Source organism: Caballeronia hypogeia (genome assembly GCF_001544875.2).
Classification (GTDB): domain Bacteria; phylum Pseudomonadota; class Gammaproteobacteria; order Burkholderiales; family Burkholderiaceae; genus Caballeronia; species Caballeronia hypogeia.
This window is the reverse complement of record NZ_FCOA02000001.1, coordinates 662,370-678,544: the sequence shown is the minus strand read 5'-3', so window position 1 is coordinate 678,544 and position 16,175 is coordinate 662,370. Positions and strand designations below refer to the sequence as shown.

General features: G+C 64.9%; 11 protein-coding genes. 5 read left to right on the top strand and 6 right to left on the bottom strand.

Going from position 1 to position 16,175, the window contains the following annotated elements; genetic code table 11:
- Positions 1-16 precede the first annotated feature (16 nt).
- Positions 17-934, bottom strand: coding sequence for a MinD/ParA family ATP-binding protein (locus AWB79_RS03120; protein ID WP_061165863.1), 918 nt, complete (start codon positions 932-934; stop codon positions 17-19).
- A complete protein-coding gene (gene flhF, locus AWB79_RS03115) occupies positions 927-2,702 on the bottom strand; it encodes a flagellar biosynthesis GTPase FlhF (RefSeq protein WP_061165862.1) in 1,776 nt (591 codons plus the stop codon). The genes AWB79_RS03120 and flhF overlap by 8 nt, the downstream gene beginning before the upstream one ends.
- Positions 2,703-2,993: 291 nt before the next feature.
- Between flhF and AWB79_RS03110 the strand changes: the two genes are divergently transcribed.
- The 4 genes from AWB79_RS03110 to AWB79_RS03095 all read left to right on the top strand — a co-directional run bounded on the left by AWB79_RS03110 (position 2,994) and on the right by AWB79_RS03095 (position 6,477).
- Positions 2,994-4,685: a thiamine pyrophosphate-binding protein gene (locus AWB79_RS03110; RefSeq protein WP_061165861.1), complete on the top strand. Its 1,692-nt coding sequence runs from the start codon at positions 2,994-2,996 to the stop codon at positions 4,683-4,685.
- Between the two features lie 78 nt (positions 4,686-4,763).
- Positions 4,764-5,027 carry a PepSY domain-containing protein gene (locus AWB79_RS03105; RefSeq protein ID WP_061165860.1) on the top strand — a complete coding sequence of 88 codons (264 nt, stop codon included), beginning with the start codon at positions 4,764-4,766 and terminating at the stop codon, positions 5,025-5,027.
- Between the two features lie 4 nt (positions 5,028-5,031).
- Positions 5,032-5,556 (top strand): cytochrome b/b6 domain-containing protein, encoded by a 525-nt coding sequence (locus AWB79_RS03100; protein WP_061165859.1) that lies wholly within the window; start codon positions 5,032-5,034, stop codon positions 5,554-5,556.
- A 135-nt stretch (positions 5,557-5,691) separates the two neighbouring features.
- Positions 5,692-6,477, top strand: a complete 786-nt coding sequence (locus tag AWB79_RS03095; protein WP_061165858.1) for a MipA/OmpV family protein — start codon at positions 5,692-5,694, stop codon at positions 6,475-6,477.
- Positions 6,478-6,551: 74 nt separating this feature from the next.
- On the opposite strand, the gene AWB79_RS03090 is transcribed toward AWB79_RS03095, so the two are convergent.
- Complete coding sequence (locus AWB79_RS03090) at positions 6,552-7,697, bottom strand: branched-chain amino acid ABC transporter substrate-binding protein (RefSeq protein WP_061165857.1); 1,146 nt, start codon at positions 7,695-7,697, stop codon at positions 6,552-6,554.
- Between the two features lie 110 nt (positions 7,698-7,807).
- Positions 7,808-11,743, bottom strand: a complete 3,936-nt coding sequence (gene putA / locus AWB79_RS03085; RefSeq protein WP_061165856.1) for a trifunctional transcriptional regulator/proline dehydrogenase/L-glutamate gamma-semialdehyde dehydrogenase — start codon at positions 11,741-11,743, stop codon at positions 7,808-7,810.
- A 311-nt stretch (positions 11,744-12,054) separates the two neighbouring features.
- Between putA and AWB79_RS39300 the strand changes: the two genes are divergently transcribed.
- Positions 12,055-12,210: a hypothetical protein gene (locus tag AWB79_RS39300; protein WP_157695682.1), complete on the top strand. Its 156-nt coding sequence runs from the start codon at positions 12,055-12,057 to the stop codon at positions 12,208-12,210.
- A gap of 57 nt (positions 12,211-12,267) precedes the next feature.
- On the opposite strand, the gene AWB79_RS03080 is transcribed toward AWB79_RS39300, so the two are convergent.
- On the bottom strand, positions 12,268-14,508 hold the full coding sequence (locus AWB79_RS03080; RefSeq protein ID WP_061165855.1) for a primosomal protein N': 2,241 nt from the start codon (positions 14,506-14,508) through the stop codon (positions 12,268-12,270).
- Positions 14,509-14,967: 459 nt separating this feature from the next.
- A complete protein-coding gene (gene hemE, locus AWB79_RS03075; protein ID WP_061165854.1) occupies positions 14,968-16,065 on the bottom strand; it encodes a uroporphyrinogen decarboxylase in 1,098 nt (365 codons plus the stop codon).
- Positions 16,066-16,175: the final 110 nt, after the last annotated feature.

Below are 16,175 nucleotides of genomic sequence, written 5' to 3'. Positions count from 1 at the left end.
TGGTCACCTATCTTGATCACATCGACGCCGTGCTGCTCATTGCGAAATCGTGAAGCGCAGCCGCACGTTGCGACGCCTCCCGCGCGCCCTTGATCGGGTCGCCAACTGGAATCTGCGTGTCTGCCTGTCCGCCCGCCGCCCGCATGTACGGCGCGGGGCGCATCGGCCAGTGCAGGAGCTCCGCCGCGATCGCGCGGTAGTCGCGTGCCGCGGCCGTGGCCGGGAACGCTTCGACTGCGCAGCGAGAAAGATCCTTCGCCCGAGCGACGCGCGCATCCTCGGACACATAACCCGCCTGCACGAGCGACACGGCCAGATACCGGCTCGCGACACCCGACAGGTTGTCGAACGCGACCGCCGCGTCGGCCGGGTTCTGCACGTGATTGATGAGCACGCGGAACTGGCCGATCGCATGGGCGTAGTGCAGGCGCTTCATGCACGCATACGCCTCGGTGATCGCCGACGCGGCCACCCGCGTCACAATCAGAAAGTCATGCGCCTGCGCCGCGAGCGACGAGAGCGCGCCATGTCGATCGAGTTGCGCATCGATCAGCACGATGTCCGCCGGGCCGTCGAGCAGCGCGCGGCATTGCGCGGCGTCATGGCTGATGCGTTCGTCGCGCGGCGCGGCGATCAGCGAGAAGCCGAACGGCGTGCGCTGGACGGCATCCGCGAGGGCGCGTCGTCCCGACATCACCGATGCGAGCGCGCCCGCGTCTTCGATGCCCGCGAGACGGCCGGCCGATCCCGCGTTGCTGTGCTCGTCGATCACGAGCACGTCCTTGCCGTGCACGGCGAGCGCCGCGCCCAGATTCACCACCGCCGACGTGCAGCCGATTCCCGCCGGCCCGCCCACGATCGCCACCACGCGCGCACCGGCGCGCGTGAGGAGACGTCGCAGACCTTCCGCCTGGTCGAGCACGAACTTATCCAAAGTGCACCCCATGCATTTCGGTGGAAGCGCGCGCGGAAAGCGCGGAGAGCAGCGCCGGCACTTCTTCTTCCTGCGGCACGAACGGCGAGCCGTCGCGCGGAATGCAGAACGCGCTCTTGATGAGGAATCGCTTGGTCGCGACGTACAGGTTCTCCGGCACCTTCTGGCCCGTCGATACGTAATGCACCGGCAGCTTGTAGCGGATGACCGTGTCGAGCACGCCGCCGAGATTGGTGGCTTCGTCGAGCTTGGTCAGAATGCAGCCCGCGAGCGGCGGCTGATCCGGCGCGCTCTTGTAGGCCTGCACGACTTCGTTGAGCGTGTCGCCGTGGCTGGTCGCGTTGAGCAGCAGAATGCGCTGCACCGGGTGACCCGCGCCGCACAGCATCGCGATCTGGTCGGAAACCATGCGATCGCGCTGGCTCATGCCGATCGTGTCGATCAGCACGATATGTTTGTTGCGCAGCTCGGAGAGCGCGAGCTGGAGATCAGCGGCGTCCTTCACCGCGTGAACCGATACGCCCAGGATCTTGCCGAAGATGCGCAGTTGCTCGTGCGCGCCGATACGGTAGCTGTCGGTCGTGAGCAGCGCGACCTTGCTCGCGCCGAAGCGCATCACGCAGCGCGCCGCGAGCTTCGCCGTGGTCGTCGTCTTGCCGACGCCCGTCGGGCCCATCAGCGCGAACACGCCGCCGCGCTCCATCAGCGCGTCTTCGCTGTCCATCACCGGGATGTTCGCTTCGAGCACTTGCTGCACCCACTCGAGCGCGCCTTCGACGCTTTCCATCTCCGGCATGTTGTCCATCATCATGCGCACGAGCTGCGCGGAGAAGCCGGCGGCGAACAGGCGCTTGGTCAGCGCGCCGCCCGTCGCGTTGCGGCGCTGGCGCTCGCCCCACAGCAAGCCGGAAAAGTGCTCTTCCATCATCTCGCGCATCGACGAGAGTTCGTTCATCACCGTTTCGTTGACAACCTGCTCCATGCGGGCGCGGATGGCTTCGGTGACGACGGCCGCCGCGTTTGCGGGCAGGCCTTCGAAGGCGTTTTCCTTCGCTGCCGGAGCGGCGCTCGCTTCAGGCGCGGCGGCTTGGGGCGCGGCTGCGTTGATCTTCTGCGCGGCGCGGCGTGCTGCGACCTGCGCGGCTTCGCGCGCCCAGTCCGGCGTTTCGACCTTCGGCTCCACGATGGGCTCAGCGCGCTTCGCCTGCTGGCGCATCGCGTACTTTCCCGTTTCCGGCTGCTCGGCGCGCGGTTTCGGCGCGCTCGCCGTCACCGGCACGCCCATGCCGCGCGCAATGGCGGCGGACGGCGTGAGCGGACGATTCGACGGCATCGATGCGTTCTGCGCGATGCGCTTCGCATGCTCGATCAGCCACGGATTCGAATCGGCCAGCGTGTGCGGCGCCTCATCGGCGGATGCTTGGTGTTCTTGCAGTTCGTCGTCTTCATCGGTGTCCGTGTTCGCGCCGAACACCGACGAGAACACGTCGCCGCTGGCGTACGGATTCGCGGCAGCTTGCCGGGCGGGCATCGCGGCGGCGGCGGCGGCGGCGGCCAGCGCGGCGCGCGACGAACCGCCGGAGCGCACGGCCTGTTCCTTCGCGGCTGGCGAAATCGAAGCGATATCGCTGTCCGCGACACCCACGATCTCGACGGAGCCATCATCCAGCGTGCGATTCGACAGCACCACGGCATCGGGTCCGAGCGCTTCACGAACCTGGCGCAATGCGTCGCGGCTGTTCGCGCCGATGAATTTACGAATGTTCAAACTTGCCCCCGATGAGGTATGAGACTGCGATCTTTGCGTAGCGGAAGCCACTGGCTTATTGCCGTGCCCGCTTTTCAGTGAAGCCATTATTGCGAACTTGAGCGTTCGCCCATCGCTGGATAAGGGGCGAGAAAAAGGGGTATTTCGGCTGATGGAAACGCGCGGCGTGTCGAGGACGCGAGGGTTCGTCGGAAAAAGATTCCGCTTCGCGCGTTTCCGTGCGTGTGCGCGAGGGCGTAAGCTTCAGGGTCATTTCCCGTGCAAAGCCGGACATTCAAAGGAGTTCTTCGCATGACGTCCGCTGTCCCTTCTTCGCAGGATCAAACCACCGGCGCGCGTCTCGTCGTCGACGCGCTCGTGCATCACGGCGTCGAGCGTGTGTTCTGCGTGCCGGGCGAGAGCTTCCTCGCCGTGCTCGATTCGCTGCACGACGAAACCTCGCAGATTCAGACCATCGTGTGCCGCCACGAGGCGGGCGCGGCGAACATGGCCGAAGCCGTCGGCAAGCTCACCGGACGGCCGGGCGTCGCCATCGTCACGCGCGGGCCGGGCGCCACGCACGCGTCGATCGGCGTGCACACCGCATTTCAGGATTCGACGCCGATGATCCTGCTCATCGGCCAATGCGCGCGCGAGCATATGGATCGCGAGGCGTTTCAGGAGATCGACTATCGGCGCATGTTCGGCCAGATGGCGAAATGGGTCGCGCAGATCGACGATCCGCGCCGCGTGCCGGAATACATGAGCCACGCGTTTCATCTCGCGACATCGGGCCGTCCCGGTCCGGTCGTGCTCGCGTTGCCGGAAGACATGCTGACCGAAATGGTCGATGCCGCGCCGCCCGCGCCGCGTTATCAGCGCGTGGCCGCTTCGCCTTCTTCCGCGCAGATCGAAAAACTCCGCGACCTGCTCGCGAATGCGAAGAAACCGTTCGTGATCGCGGGCGGCAGCGGCTGGACCACGGAGGCGACGCAGGATTTCGCGCGCTTCGTCGAGCAATGGCAGTTGCCGGTGGGCTGCGCGTTCCGCTATCAGGACACGCTCAACAACGAGCATCCGGACTATGCGGGCGATGTCGGTCTCGGCATCAACCCGGTGCTCGCCGCGCGCATCCGCGACGCCGACGTGCTGTTCGTGCTCGGCCCGCGCATGGGCGAATCGACGACGAGCGGCTATACCCTGCTCGACATCCCGAAGACGAAGCAGACGCTCATCCACGTTCATCAGGGCGCGGAGGAACTCGGGCGGGTGTACAGCGCGGATCTGCCCATCGTCTCCGGCATGCCGGAAATCGCGTCGATGCTCGCGGGCCTGAAGCCGCCATCGGCGATCGCATGGAGCGGCGAAGCCGAGGCCGCGCACGCCGCGTATCTCGAATGGCGCAAGCCGCGCCCCATGCTCGGCGACGTGCAACTCGGCGAGATCATGCGCCAGCTCGCGGAAACGATTCCCGCCGATTCGATCCTCACGAACGGCGCGGGCAATTACGCGACGTGGCTGCATCGGCATTATTCGTATCGGCATTTCCGCTCGCAGGTGGCGCCGACGAGTGGCGCGATGGGCTACGGCGTGCCCGCCGCCATCGCCGCGAAGTCGCTGTATCCGGATCGCACGGTGATCGCGCTCGCGGGCGACGGCTGCTTCATGATGTCGAGCCAGGAAATCGCCACGGCGATGCAGTATCGGCTGCCGGTGATTTTCATCGTCGTGAACAACGCGCAGTACGGCACGATCCGCATGCACCAGGAGCGGCACTATCCGAATCGGCAGCACGGCACGCAGCTCACGAATCCGGATTTCGCCGCCTATGCGCGCGCGTTCGGCGCGCATGGCGAACTGGTCGAGACGACGGACGCGTTCATGCCTGCGTTCGAGCGCGCGCGGAATTCCGGCCTCCCGGCCGTCATCGAAATCCGCATTCCGCAGGATCAGAGCACGCCGGGCGCGACACTCGAACAAATTCGCCAGCAAGGCAAGCGTTAGGGGACAAACTTTCAATATGCTTGCGACGCGCTCCCGGTGGCAGTAGAGTAACCAGTTCGAAAACACCGGGAGTTAGCGATGCTTAAGGTTTTGGCTTTGTCGTTGGCGTTGGGTTTCTCGGGCGCGGCGTTCGCGAAAGCGGATTGCACGGCGCATCCGAAGAGCGAGTGGATGAAGGAATCGGATGCGAAGGCGCAACTCGAGTCGCAAGGCTACAAGATCCGCAAGTTTAAGGTCGATGGCAATTGCTACGAGATCTACGGCCACGACAAGGACGGCAAGAAGGTCGAGATCTATTACGACACCAAGACGCTCGCCGTCGTGAAGTCGGAAGTGGAATAAGCCGATGTCCGCCCCGCGCGTGAAGGTCTGGGACATCTGGGTCCGGCTCACGCACTGGATCGTCGCAGCCATCGTGCTGTGGAATCTGTTCGGACCGACGGATTCCACGCATCGGCTGCTCGGATATGTCGCGGCGGGGCTGGTTGTCGCGCGCCTGATCTGGGGTTTCGTCGGTTCGAGCCACGCGCGCTTTTCCGCGTGGTGGCCGACGCCGTCGCATCTCGGCGAATACCTTCGCTCGCTCGCGAAGGGCAAGCCCATGCATCACGTCTCCCACAATCCGCTCGGCGGCTTGATGGCGCTCTTGCTCTGGTCTCTGATTCTTGCCCTTGGCGTGTCCGGATGGATCATGCGGCTCGACGCGTTCTGGGGCGAGGACTGGCCGCAGGAACTTCACACATGGCTATCCGTGGCGCTCGAGCTTTGCGTCTGCGTGCACGTCGGCGCGGCGGTGCTGATGAGCGCATGGACGCGGGAGAATCTCATTGGAGCGATGGTGACGGGACACAAAAACAAGGACGGCTCGTAACCGAACGATGGACACCGCTTTTGTCCCTAGATCAATTTTTACCTGACGCACGTCCGCTTTAGTCCGATTCCGGAGTCCGGTAGCGACGCCTGTCGCTAGAATCCGCGCGTCTTTCAAAAGTTCGCGTGAAGTGTCATGAAAATCGCCAGCAATGGTCCCTGCCTGCTCGCATCGCTCGCGTTGCTGGCCTGTTCGACTGCACATGCCAACGAGCAAGCGCCCGAAGCGCAGTCCGAATGGAAAGTTTCGATTGGACCAGGCGTGATGGTCGCGCCCAAGTATCCGGGCTCGAACAAGCTGGAAGTCCTCCCGCTTCCGGCGCTCGACATCTCCTACGACGACCGATTCTTCTCGCAAGGCCTCGACGTGCTCGGCGTCAACGTATTGCGTGACGAGAATTATCACGTCGGCGCGGCGGTCAGTTTCGACTTCCAGTCGCGCAACGAAGCCGACGACCCACGCCTGCGTGGTCTCGGCAATGTGCATTGGGGACCGAAGCTCAAAATATTCGCGGACTATTCCGTGTCGATGTTCACGGCGTCCGCCGCGCTCTATCAGGACATCGCGGGAACCGGACAGGGCCTGCTCGCGAGCGGCGATCTCGCAATCAATATTCCCTATCCGAAGGGCTGGATCTTCTCCTTTGGCCCTGGCGTCACATGGGCCAACGCCACCTACATGCGCACGCTCTTCGGGGTGTCGCCACAGCAAAGCGCGGCCTCCGGTCTGCCCGCTCATCAGACCAGTTCAGGCGTGCGCGACGTTCATCTGAACGCCTATGCGAGCTACGATTTCTCGAAGCACTGGACAGGGTCGCTTCAAGTGACGGCGGGACGGCTGCAAGGCTCAGCCGCGAATAGCCCGATCACCCTGCGGAAAACGGAATTCAACGGTTTCGCCGCGCTCAGCTATCGTTTCTGAGCGATTCTCGCGTCGGGCTCAAAAAAAAGCCGCTTCGAATCGAAGCGGCTTTTTCCATTTCAGGCGTGTGAGACTTACTTCCCGCCCACGCTCTGCAGCGTCGTCCACTTCCCGCCGACGACCTTGTACAGCGTGATGCCGCCGTTCTTCAGATCGCCCTTCGAGTCGTACGACAGGTGCTTCGCCGTCACGCCCTGCATGTCGGTCTTCGCGAGGAACGGCAGATACTTCGCCGGGTCGGTCGAGTTGGCCGACTTCATCGCGGTGAACATGGCCATCGCGCCGTCGTACGCATACGGCGAGTAGGTCTGCACGTCTTCGTTGAAGCGCTTCTTGTACTTCGCCGAGTAGTCCGCGCCGCCCGGCATTTCGTCCATCGGCAGACCGGCGAGCGATGCCACCGTGCCATCAGCCGCGTCGCCCGCGATCTTCAGGAACGTGTCCGTCTTCACCATTTCGCCCGCCATCAGCGGTGCGCGGAAGCCCAGCGTCTTCATCTGCTTGACCATCGGGCCGGCTTGCGAATCGGCGCCGCCGTAGTACACGAGGTCCGGATTCATCGACTTGATCTTGGTCAGAATCGCCTTGAAGTCGACGGCCTTGTCGTTCGTGTATTCACGATCGACGATCGTGCCGCCCGCCGCCTTCGCGGCCTTCTCGAACTGGTCGGCGAGACCCTGGCCGTAAGCCGTGCGGTCATCGACGATCGCGATCTTCTTGACCTTCAGGTTCTTCACCGCGAATTCGCCCGCGACCGAGCCTTGCTGCGTGTCGGAGGTCATCATGCGGAAGGCCGTCTTGAAGCCTTGCGTCGTGTATTCCGGCGCGGTCGCCATCGCGATTTCGGGAATGCCCGCGTTCGCGTAGATGCGCGATGCCGGAATCGTCGTGCCCGAATTGAAGTGGCCGAGCATGCCCTTGATGCCGTCGTCGACGAGGCGCTGCGCCACGGTCGTGCCCGTGCGCGGGTCGGCCTGATCGTCCGCCGATTCCAGCACGATGCGCACCGGCTTGCCGCCGATCACCGGCTTGGTCGCGTTGAAGTCTTCAACCGCGAGCGTGATGCCGTTCTGCATGTCCTTGCCGTAGTGCGCCTGCGCACCGGTCAGCGGTCCGGCATAGCCGACCTTCACGTCTTCTGCCTGCTGTGCAACTGCGGTCCCCGCGAACAGGCCGGCGAGCGTCATGGCTGCCGCCAGCTTGGTCATCGTGTGCTTCATAGCTTCTCCTGGTTCCAGTGTGGATGGCAGCCCGTGCCGGGATCGCCGTGCCTGCTGCCGATTGTTTGAATTCGTTTGAATTCGTTTGAATCGAGCGTTCGAGGGGTAACTCAACCGATCGTCATCAAATTCGCATTGCCGCCCGCCGCCGCCGTGTTCACGCTCACCGAGCGCTCCGTCAGCAGGCGTTCGAGCGCGTAGTCCTCGCCGTCGTGGCCTGCGTTGGCGAACGCTCCCGCCGCCACGCCCTGCACCGATACGATCGGCCCCGGGCGCTTCGCGACTTCCTTCACGAGGGACAGCAGTTCGTCGCTGTCGCCTTCGAACAGCACGGCATCGAAATCGGCCGCGGCGTCCTTTTTCACCGATGCATAAGGCTTCAGCGACGCCGGCAGCGACGCCACCAGTTGCTCGCCCGCCGATCCGCTGAACAACGCGCGATTGCCCGTCGCCAGCACGGCGGCGAATTGCGCGCGCGCGCCGCTCTCGGTCGCCGCCACGCACAGCACCGTGCCGCGCGCGCCGAGCGTGTACGTATTGCGCTCGCCGGTCGGGCCCGACAGCACCGCCGTCGCGCCCGCCATCACGTGTTGCAGATAGCCGTCGCAACGCGCGGCGGTCTGCGGATCGCGTTCGCCGATCGCCCAGTCGCGCAGGGTCGTGAGCGCGGCGGCGGGCGTGTCCTTCGCGGCCGTCTGATCGACGACGAGCGTGCTCGCGAGCGACTTCGGCAAGCCAGTCGGGCGCTTGGCCAGCAGACGCTGCAGATACAGCGCACCGCCCGCCTTCGGACCCGTGCCTGACAATCCTTCGCCGCCGAACGGCTGCACGCCGACCACCGCGCCGATCACGTTGCGGTTCACGTAGATGTTGCCCACGTGTGCCCGCGAGATCACATGCGCGATGGTTTCGTCGATACGCGTATGGATGCCGAGCGTGAGCCCGTAACCGGTCGAGCGAATTTGGTCGAGGAGTTTATCAAGGTTCGAACGGCGATAACGCACCACATGGAGCACCGGGCCGAACACTTCGCGCTTGAGCTCGTCGATGCCGTCGAGTTCGATCAGCGTCGGCGGCACGAAGGTGCCTTGCGCGCAGTTGTCGGGCATCGGCAACTGCACGACCTTGCGGCCCTTCTCGCGCATCGCGGCGATGTGTCCGTCGATACCGCGTTTCGCGTCGGCGTCGATCACGGGACCGACGTCGATCGACAGCCGATCCGGATTGCCGATCGCGAGCTGGTTCATCGCGCCGGTCAGCATTTCGAGCGTGCGATCGGCGACGTCGTCCTGGAGGCACAGCACGCGCAGCGCCGAGCAGCGCTGGCCGGCTGAATCGAACGACGACTGCAGCACGTCCGCGACCACCTGTTCCGCGAGGGCCGACGAATCGACGATCATCGCGTTCTGGCCGCCGGTTTCGGCGATCAGCGGAATCGGGCGGCCGTCCGGATCGAGGCGCTCGGACAGCGTCTTGTTGATGAGGCGCGCGACTTCCGTCGAGCCGGTGAACATGACGGCGCGCGTGCGCGGATCGGCGACGAGCGCCGCGCCCACGGTTTCGCCGTCGCCCGGCAGCAGTTGCACCGCGCCCGCCGGCACGCCGGCTTCGCGCAGAATGCGCACGGCTTGCGCTGCGATCAGCGGCGTTTGCTCGGCGGGTTTAGCCAGCACCGGATTGCCGGCCGCGAGCGCGGCGGCGACCTGACCCATGAAGATCGCCAGCGGGAAGTTCCACGGGCTGATGCAGACGACCGGACCCAACGGGCGATGCGTATCGTTCGAGAACTCGGCGCGAATCTGCCACGCGTAGTAACGCAGGAAGTCGATGGCCTCGCGAATCTCGGCGATCGCGTTCGGCAGCGACTTGCCGGCTTCGCGCACCACGAGGCCCATCAGAGTGTGCATTTGCGCTTCGAGCAGATCGGCGGCGCGCGCGAGGCAATCGGCGCGATCCTCGACGGGCGTGGCCTGCCAGATCGGCGCGGCGGCGACCGCGTTCGCGATCGCTGCGCTCACCTGTTCCGGCGACGCTTCCACGACCGTGCCGACGATATCGCGCAGATCCGACGGATTGCGCACATCGTGCGGCTTCATGCCGTTCTCGATGATAGTGCCGCCTTCGAGCATCGGCTCTGCGCGCCACGGATGATTCCCACTCGCCAGCAACGCCGACGACAGCGACGCCAGGCGATGCTCGTTCGAAAGATCGAGGCCCATCGAGTTGGAGCGCTCGTTGCCGTAGAGCTGACGCGGCAGCGGAATCTTCGCGTGCGGCGCACCGAGCGGCGTGATGGCTTGCGCTTCGTCGATCGGATCGCGCACCAGTTCCTTCACCGGAATCGATTCATCGGCAATACGGTTCACGAACGACGTGTTCGCGCCGTTCTCCAGCAGGCGGCGCACGAGATACGCGAGCAGCGTTTCATGCGTGCCGACCGGCGCATACACGCGGCACGGACGGTTCAGCTTGTCGCGGCCGGTCACTTCTTCGTAGAGCGGCTCGCCCATGCCGTGCAGGCACTGGAACTCGTACTGTCCGGGATAGTAATTCTGTCCCGCGAGGTGATAGATCGCGGAGAGCGTGAACGCGTTGTGCGTCGCGAATTGCGGATACACGGCGTCCGGCGCGCCGAGCAGCTTCTTCGCGCACGCGAGATACGAGATGTCCGTATAGATCTTGCGCGTGTAGACCGGATAGCCTTCGAGGCCATCGACTTGCGCACGCTTGATTTCAGTATCCCAGTACGCGCCCTTCACGAGACGGATCATCAAACGATGGCGGCTGCGGCGCGCGAGATCGATCAGATAGTCGATCACGAACGGGCAGCGCTTCTGATAACCCTGCACCACGAAGCCGATGCCGTTCCAGCCCGCGAGTTCCGGATCGAAGCACAGCGCTTCGAGCAGATCGAGCGACAGTTCGAGACGATCGGCTTCTTCAGCGTCGATGTTCAGGCCGATGTCGTAACGGCGCGCCAGTTGCGCGAGCGAGCGCACGCGCGGCAGCAGCTCGTTCATCGTGCGTTCCTGCTGCGCGCGCGAGTAGCGCGGATGCAGCGCGGAGAGCTTGATTGAAATGCCCGGGCCTTCGTAGATGCCACGGCCGCCCGCCGCCTTGCCGATCGCGTGGATCGCCTGCTCGTAGGACGCGTAGTAGCGCTGCGCGTCCTCTTCGGTCGTCGCGGCTTCGCCGAGCATGTCGTAGGAGTAGCGGAAACCGCGGGCCTCGTACTTGCGACTGTTCGCGAGCGCTTCGGAAATGGTTTCGCCGGTGACGAACTGCTCGCCCATCAGGCGCATCGCCATATCGACGCCCTTGCGGATCAGCGGCTCGCCGCCACGACCGATCAGACGGGTCAGCGCGGACGAAAGCCCCGCTTCGCTGTTGGTCGTCACGAGCTTGCCGGTGATCATGAGGCCCCACGTCGCCGCGTTCACGAACAGCGACGGCGCCTGGCCCATGTGCGATTTCCAGTCGCCCTTGCTGATCTTGTCGCGGATCAGCGCGTCGCGTGTCGCGCGGTCGGGAATGCGCAGGAGCGCTTCGGCCAGGCACATCAGCGCGACGCCTTCCTGGCTCGACAGCGAGAATTCGTGGATCAGGCCCTCGACGCCGCCACCCGAGCTTTTCGCGCGCAGCGCCTCGACGAGCTTGGTCGCGAGTTTTTCGGTTTCCGCGGCAACATTCGACGGCAGACGCGCCTGTCCGATCAGAAACGGCACGCACTCCGGCTCCGGCCGTCGATACGCGGCCGTGATCGCCGCGCGCAGCACGGACTGCGGCTGCACGTTCTGCGCGAAATCGAGGAAAGGATGTGGCGCGCCGTCTTCGTCGCTATCCGCCGAAGCCGACTCGGCCAGTTCGGAAGAGCCGTTCGCACCCGACAGCTCGGGCGGCAACTGGCCGTGCTCGATGCGCTCCAGGTACGCGAAGATCGCCTGCTTGATCAGCCAGTGGGGAGTGCGCTCGAGGCGCGTCGCGGCATCTTTCAGCCGGGAACGCAGCAGATCGTCGACTTTGACGCCTAAGGTTGTGCTCGCCATATTTCCTTCGTATGCCGGTCGTGCCCACCCGGCGAGAGACCTGAAAAGTTGGCGAATCGTACTCCGCTGATATAAAAGGTGCAACCGAGATTTTCGCTAAGGTTGCACCACAATGAAACCCTTATGCGACAAGGCTTTGCGCGGTGCGCCGCCGGACGGCGCGTGGCGTTTTCGGCCTAGTAGTTTCCCTAACCGAAATTTTTTTGGGATACGCCCTAAGTAACTCCCCCGATGCAGCCGATATAACCCCAGTGCGCGCCGCCGGCGCGGCATTCGCGGCCAGACCACCGCGCATCGGGAGAATAACGAGCATGAGCACTTGGATGATGGTAGCCAGCGTTTGGGCGATGTTCGCAGTCTGCATCGTATTGTTCGTGCGAGGCGCGTCGCCGCGCGTGCACGGTTCCGACGAAGCCCGCGACGAGCGCGGCTCGGAGCGCGCGAGCGTTTCCCGCGCGAAAGTCTGATCGGCATGAATGAGGAGGCCGGTTGCGTCGGGGGGCGCGGCCGGCATCACAACCAAGTCACACGTCCAGCGGATCGACTTCGACGTTCCAGCGCAGCACGCCCTTGAGCGAGCGCAGCACCGGTTGCCACGCGCGCAGCGACGCCTGGAGCGCCGCACGCGACGCGCTTTCGAGCAGCAGTTGCGCCCGATGCACATTGAACACTTTCACGATGGTGAGCGGCACCGCGTCATAGACGGTCACGCGATCCGCACCCGGCAAAGGCGCGAACCCCGCCGCCGCTTGCTCCAGAAACGCCAGCGCCGCTTCCAGCGTGCGGCCTTCGGCGCGCAGCATCGCCTGATAGACGAAGGGTGGCAGGCGCGCGTCGCCCCGCTCGGCGAGCGTCGAATTGGCAAATCCCACGTAGTCTTGCCGCGTCAAAGCCTGATATAGCGCGTGACGTGGATAACGCGTCTGGATCATCACCTCGCCGGGCAAACCGGCGCGGCCCGCACGGCCGCTCACCTGCGTGAGTTGCGCGAAAAGCCGTTCGCTCGCGCGAAAGTCGTGGGAGAAGAGCGCGGTGTCGGCATTCAGCACGCCGACGAGGGTCACGCGCCGAAAGTCGTGGCCTTTCGCGATCATTTGCGTGCCGACCAGAATGTCGACCTCGCCGGCGTGCACGTCTGAAAACAGCGCCTGCGCGCTGCCCTTGCGGCGCGTGCTGTCGGCGTCAATGCGCAGCACGCGTGCGCCCGGCACCACGGCCGCGAGCGTTTCCTCGACCCGTTGCGTGCCACGGCCCATCGGCGCGATATCGATATTGCCGCAGTCCGGGCACGACTTCGGAATGCGCGATTCCCATCCGCAATGGTGACAACGCAGCGCGCGCTCCGGCTTGTGCAGCACGGCGTAGGCGCTGCAACGCGGGCAGCCCGCGACCCAGCCGCAGGCGTCGCACGAAAGAATCGGCGCGTAGCCGCGCCGGTTCAGGAACACGAGACTCTGTTCGCCGCGCTCCAGACGCGCCTTCAACGCGGCGATCAGCGGTCCGGCCAGCCCTTCCACCGATGCGCGCCCGCGCTGTCTTTCCTCTTCCAGGTCGATGAGCCGCACGGTCGGCAGCGCCGCATCGGCCACCGCACGGCGCGTGAGCGTGAGCCGGGTGTAGCGGCCCTGCTCCGCCTGGTGCCAGGTTTCGAGCGACGGCGTCGCCGATCCCAGCACGACCGGAATATCGAGCTGCTTCGCGCGCCAGACGGCGAGATCGCGCGCGGAATAGCGCAGGCCTTCCTGCTGCTTGTAGGCAGGATCGTGCTCCTCGTCGACGACGATCATCGCGAGCTTCGGCATCGACGCGAGAATCGCGAGGCGCGTGCCGAGCACAATGCGCGCGCCGGCCGTATGCGCCGCGAGCCAGTTGCGCGCGCGCTCGCCTTCCGCAAGACCGCTGTGCATCGTGACGATCGAACCGTGCGCGAGCGCCGCGAAACGCGCGCGGAACGCGGCTTCGAACTGGGGCGTCAGGTTGATTTCGGGCACGAGGACGAGCGCCTGCGCGTCGGGACGGGCGGCCAGCAGCACCGCGAGCGCGTGCAGATAGACCTCGGTCTTTCCACTGCCGGTCACGCCATGCAGCAGGAACGGCGCGAAGCCGCGCGCATTCGCGATGGCCTCTACGGCGTCGCGTTGTTCGTCCGTCAGCACGGGCAGCGGAGCGGCGATCGACGGTGCATCTGACTCCGGCATATCCGGCGCCTCGAGCGTCGCGGGTTCGATCCAGCCGCGCGCGAGCCAGTCGTCGAAAGTCGCGCTGGCTTTGGGATGCAGCGCGCGGGCGTCGGACAGGCCGAGCGTCGGCCGTTCGGCAAGCGCTTCGGCGAGGCGACGCAAGGCGCTCGCACGCGCGGGCAGCGCGTCCGGAAGCTGCGCGCGGCCTTCCGGCACAAGCCGGTAATGCGGCTCGACCGCGAACAGACGACTCCAGCGCGAGGCGTCGCGCAACGCCTGCGGCAGCGCCGGCAACGCGACTTCGCCCAAACCGCGCTGGTAGTAATCCGCCCCGAATCCCGCAAGCGCGAGCCACGCTTCGGAAAGCGGCGCGCATTCGCTGCACACGGCGGTGACGCTGCGCAGCTTGTCGGCGGGCACTTCGGTCGTCGCGGCGATCTCGCAGATCAGGCCGACTACCTCGCGCCGCCCGAACGGCACCTGCACCAGCAGGCCGACAGCGGGTGCGTCGGAAAGCGCATAGCGGTAATCGAACAACACGTGCATCGGCTGATCCACGGCAACTCGCACGAAGACGTCTGTCATGGTGCATGACCCCGTGGACAGTCGTACGACGGAAGTGCGAGCCTGACGCGGGCGAAGTTAAAGTGAAACATCAGAATCGCCGGTAAGCCGCAGATTATTTTTAGATTTCCGATGCTTTCCACAGGCCTGTGGATAACTTTGTTGAGAAGTGCGTTCGAGATCGCCGCAAACAATGCCACGAGCCCCTTATGTGCGCTGGCCCACATTTCGGGCAAGGCTGCCGAAAATCATTTAAAAACATGGATTTGCGACGCATATAGAGAGACGTTATTGGTTGCCCGCAGCCATACGTCTGATGGCGCGCCGCAGCGAATGAACTGTGTATAAGTCACTCTTGACATCGCGGGACGCGGCCTGAGGCGGGCGATCCGGACGAAATGGTGCAGCGACTGACAACCCATGCCGGTGCATCGATGCTGCAATGCGGCAGGCGTCCGAAAGCGCCACTTTCGGACGCACTCAGCGCACGGGCTGTCCGGCACGGATAGCACGGCTGTGACGATGAACCTCGTCCACGAGCTCGGCGACGTGCTCGGGCGGCGTGAATTGCGATATGCCGTGGCCCAGATTGAAGACATGGCCCGGAAAATTCCCGAAGCTGTCGAGGACGGCGCGCGCTTCCGTGCGAATCGTCGCGGGCGGCGCGAACAGCACGCTCGGATCGATGTTCCCTTGCAGCGCCACACGCGATCCGACTTTCTCCCGCGCGATACCAAGGTTCATGGTCCAGTCGAGGCCGACGGCGTCCACGCCCGTCGCGGCGATCTGTTCGAGCCACAGACCGCCGCCCTTCGTGAACGTGATAACCGGCACGCGTTCGCCCTCATGCTCGCGCTTCAGGCCCGCGACCACCTTCGCGATGTATTCGAGCGAGAAGCGCTGATACGCGCCGTCCGCAAGCGCACCGCCCCAGGTGTCGAAAATCATCACGGCTTGCGCACCGGCTTCGATCTGCGCGTTCAGGTAAGCCGTGACGGCTTGTGCATTGACCTCGAGGATGCGATGCATCAGATCGGGCCGCGCATACGCCATCGACTTGACCGTGCGGTGATCGTCCGAGCCGCCGCCTTCCACCATGTAGCACGCAAGCGTCCACGGACTGCCGGAAAAGCCGATCAGCGGCACGCGCTGGCGCCCTTGCGCGTCGGTGAGCGCGCGACGGATCTGGCGCACGGCGTCGGTGACGTAGGACAGCGTCGCGCCGATGTCGGGCACCGCGAGGCGCTTCACGTCGTCCTCGGTGCGCACGGTGCGCTCGAAGCGCGGGCCTTCGCCTTGCACGAAATTCAGACCGAGGCCCATGGCGTCGGGCACGGTGAGGATATCGGAGAAGAGAATTGCGGCGTCGAGCGGGAAACGTTCGAGCGGCTGAAGCGTCACCTCAGTGGCGTAATCCGGATTCTTTGCCAGTCCGAGAAAGCTGCCCGCACGCGTGCGCGTTGCGTTGTATTCGGGCAGATACCGGCCTGCCTGGCGCATCAGCCAGATGGGCGTGTAGTCGGTCGGCTGGCGCAGGAGCGCGCGCAGGAAGGTGTCGTTCAGAAGAGTGTGTGCCACGTCGCTCGATGCTGAAGGCAAAGAATCGTTCATTCTACCGGACCAGCCTCGTGTTTACGCCGGCTGAGGACGGCAATTCAGGAAGTCACATGGGATGCGGCTTATGACGT

What these genes read in the sequence shown, in the direction of transcription:
- AWB79_RS03080 (WP_061165855.1), bottom strand. Translation starts at nt 14,508, where the DNA reads ATGACAGACGTCTTCGTGCGAGTTGCCGTGGATCAGCCGATGCACGTG.
- AWB79_RS03100 (WP_061165859.1), top strand. Translation starts at nt 5,032, where the DNA reads ATGTCCGCCCCGCGCGTGAAGGTCTGGGACATCTGGGTCCGGCTCACG.
- AWB79_RS03105 (WP_061165860.1), top strand. Translation starts at nt 4,764, where the DNA reads ATGCTTAAGGTTTTGGCTTTGTCGTTGGCGTTGGGTTTCTCGGGCGCG.
- AWB79_RS03095 (WP_061165858.1), top strand. Translation starts at nt 5,692, where the DNA reads ATGAAAATCGCCAGCAATGGTCCCTGCCTGCTCGCATCGCTCGCGTTG.
- AWB79_RS39300 (WP_157695682.1), top strand. Translation starts at nt 12,055, where the DNA reads ATGAGCACTTGGATGATGGTAGCCAGCGTTTGGGCGATGTTCGCAGTC.
- AWB79_RS03110 (WP_061165861.1), top strand. Translation starts at nt 2,994, where the DNA reads ATGACGTCCGCTGTCCCTTCTTCGCAGGATCAAACCACCGGCGCGCGT.
- AWB79_RS03090 (WP_061165857.1), bottom strand. Translation starts at nt 7,697, where the DNA reads ATGAAGCACACGATGACCAAGCTGGCGGCAGCCATGACGCTCGCCGGC.
- putA (WP_061165856.1), bottom strand. Translation starts at nt 11,743, where the DNA reads ATGGCGAGCACAACCTTAGGCGTCAAAGTCGACGATCTGCTGCGTTCC.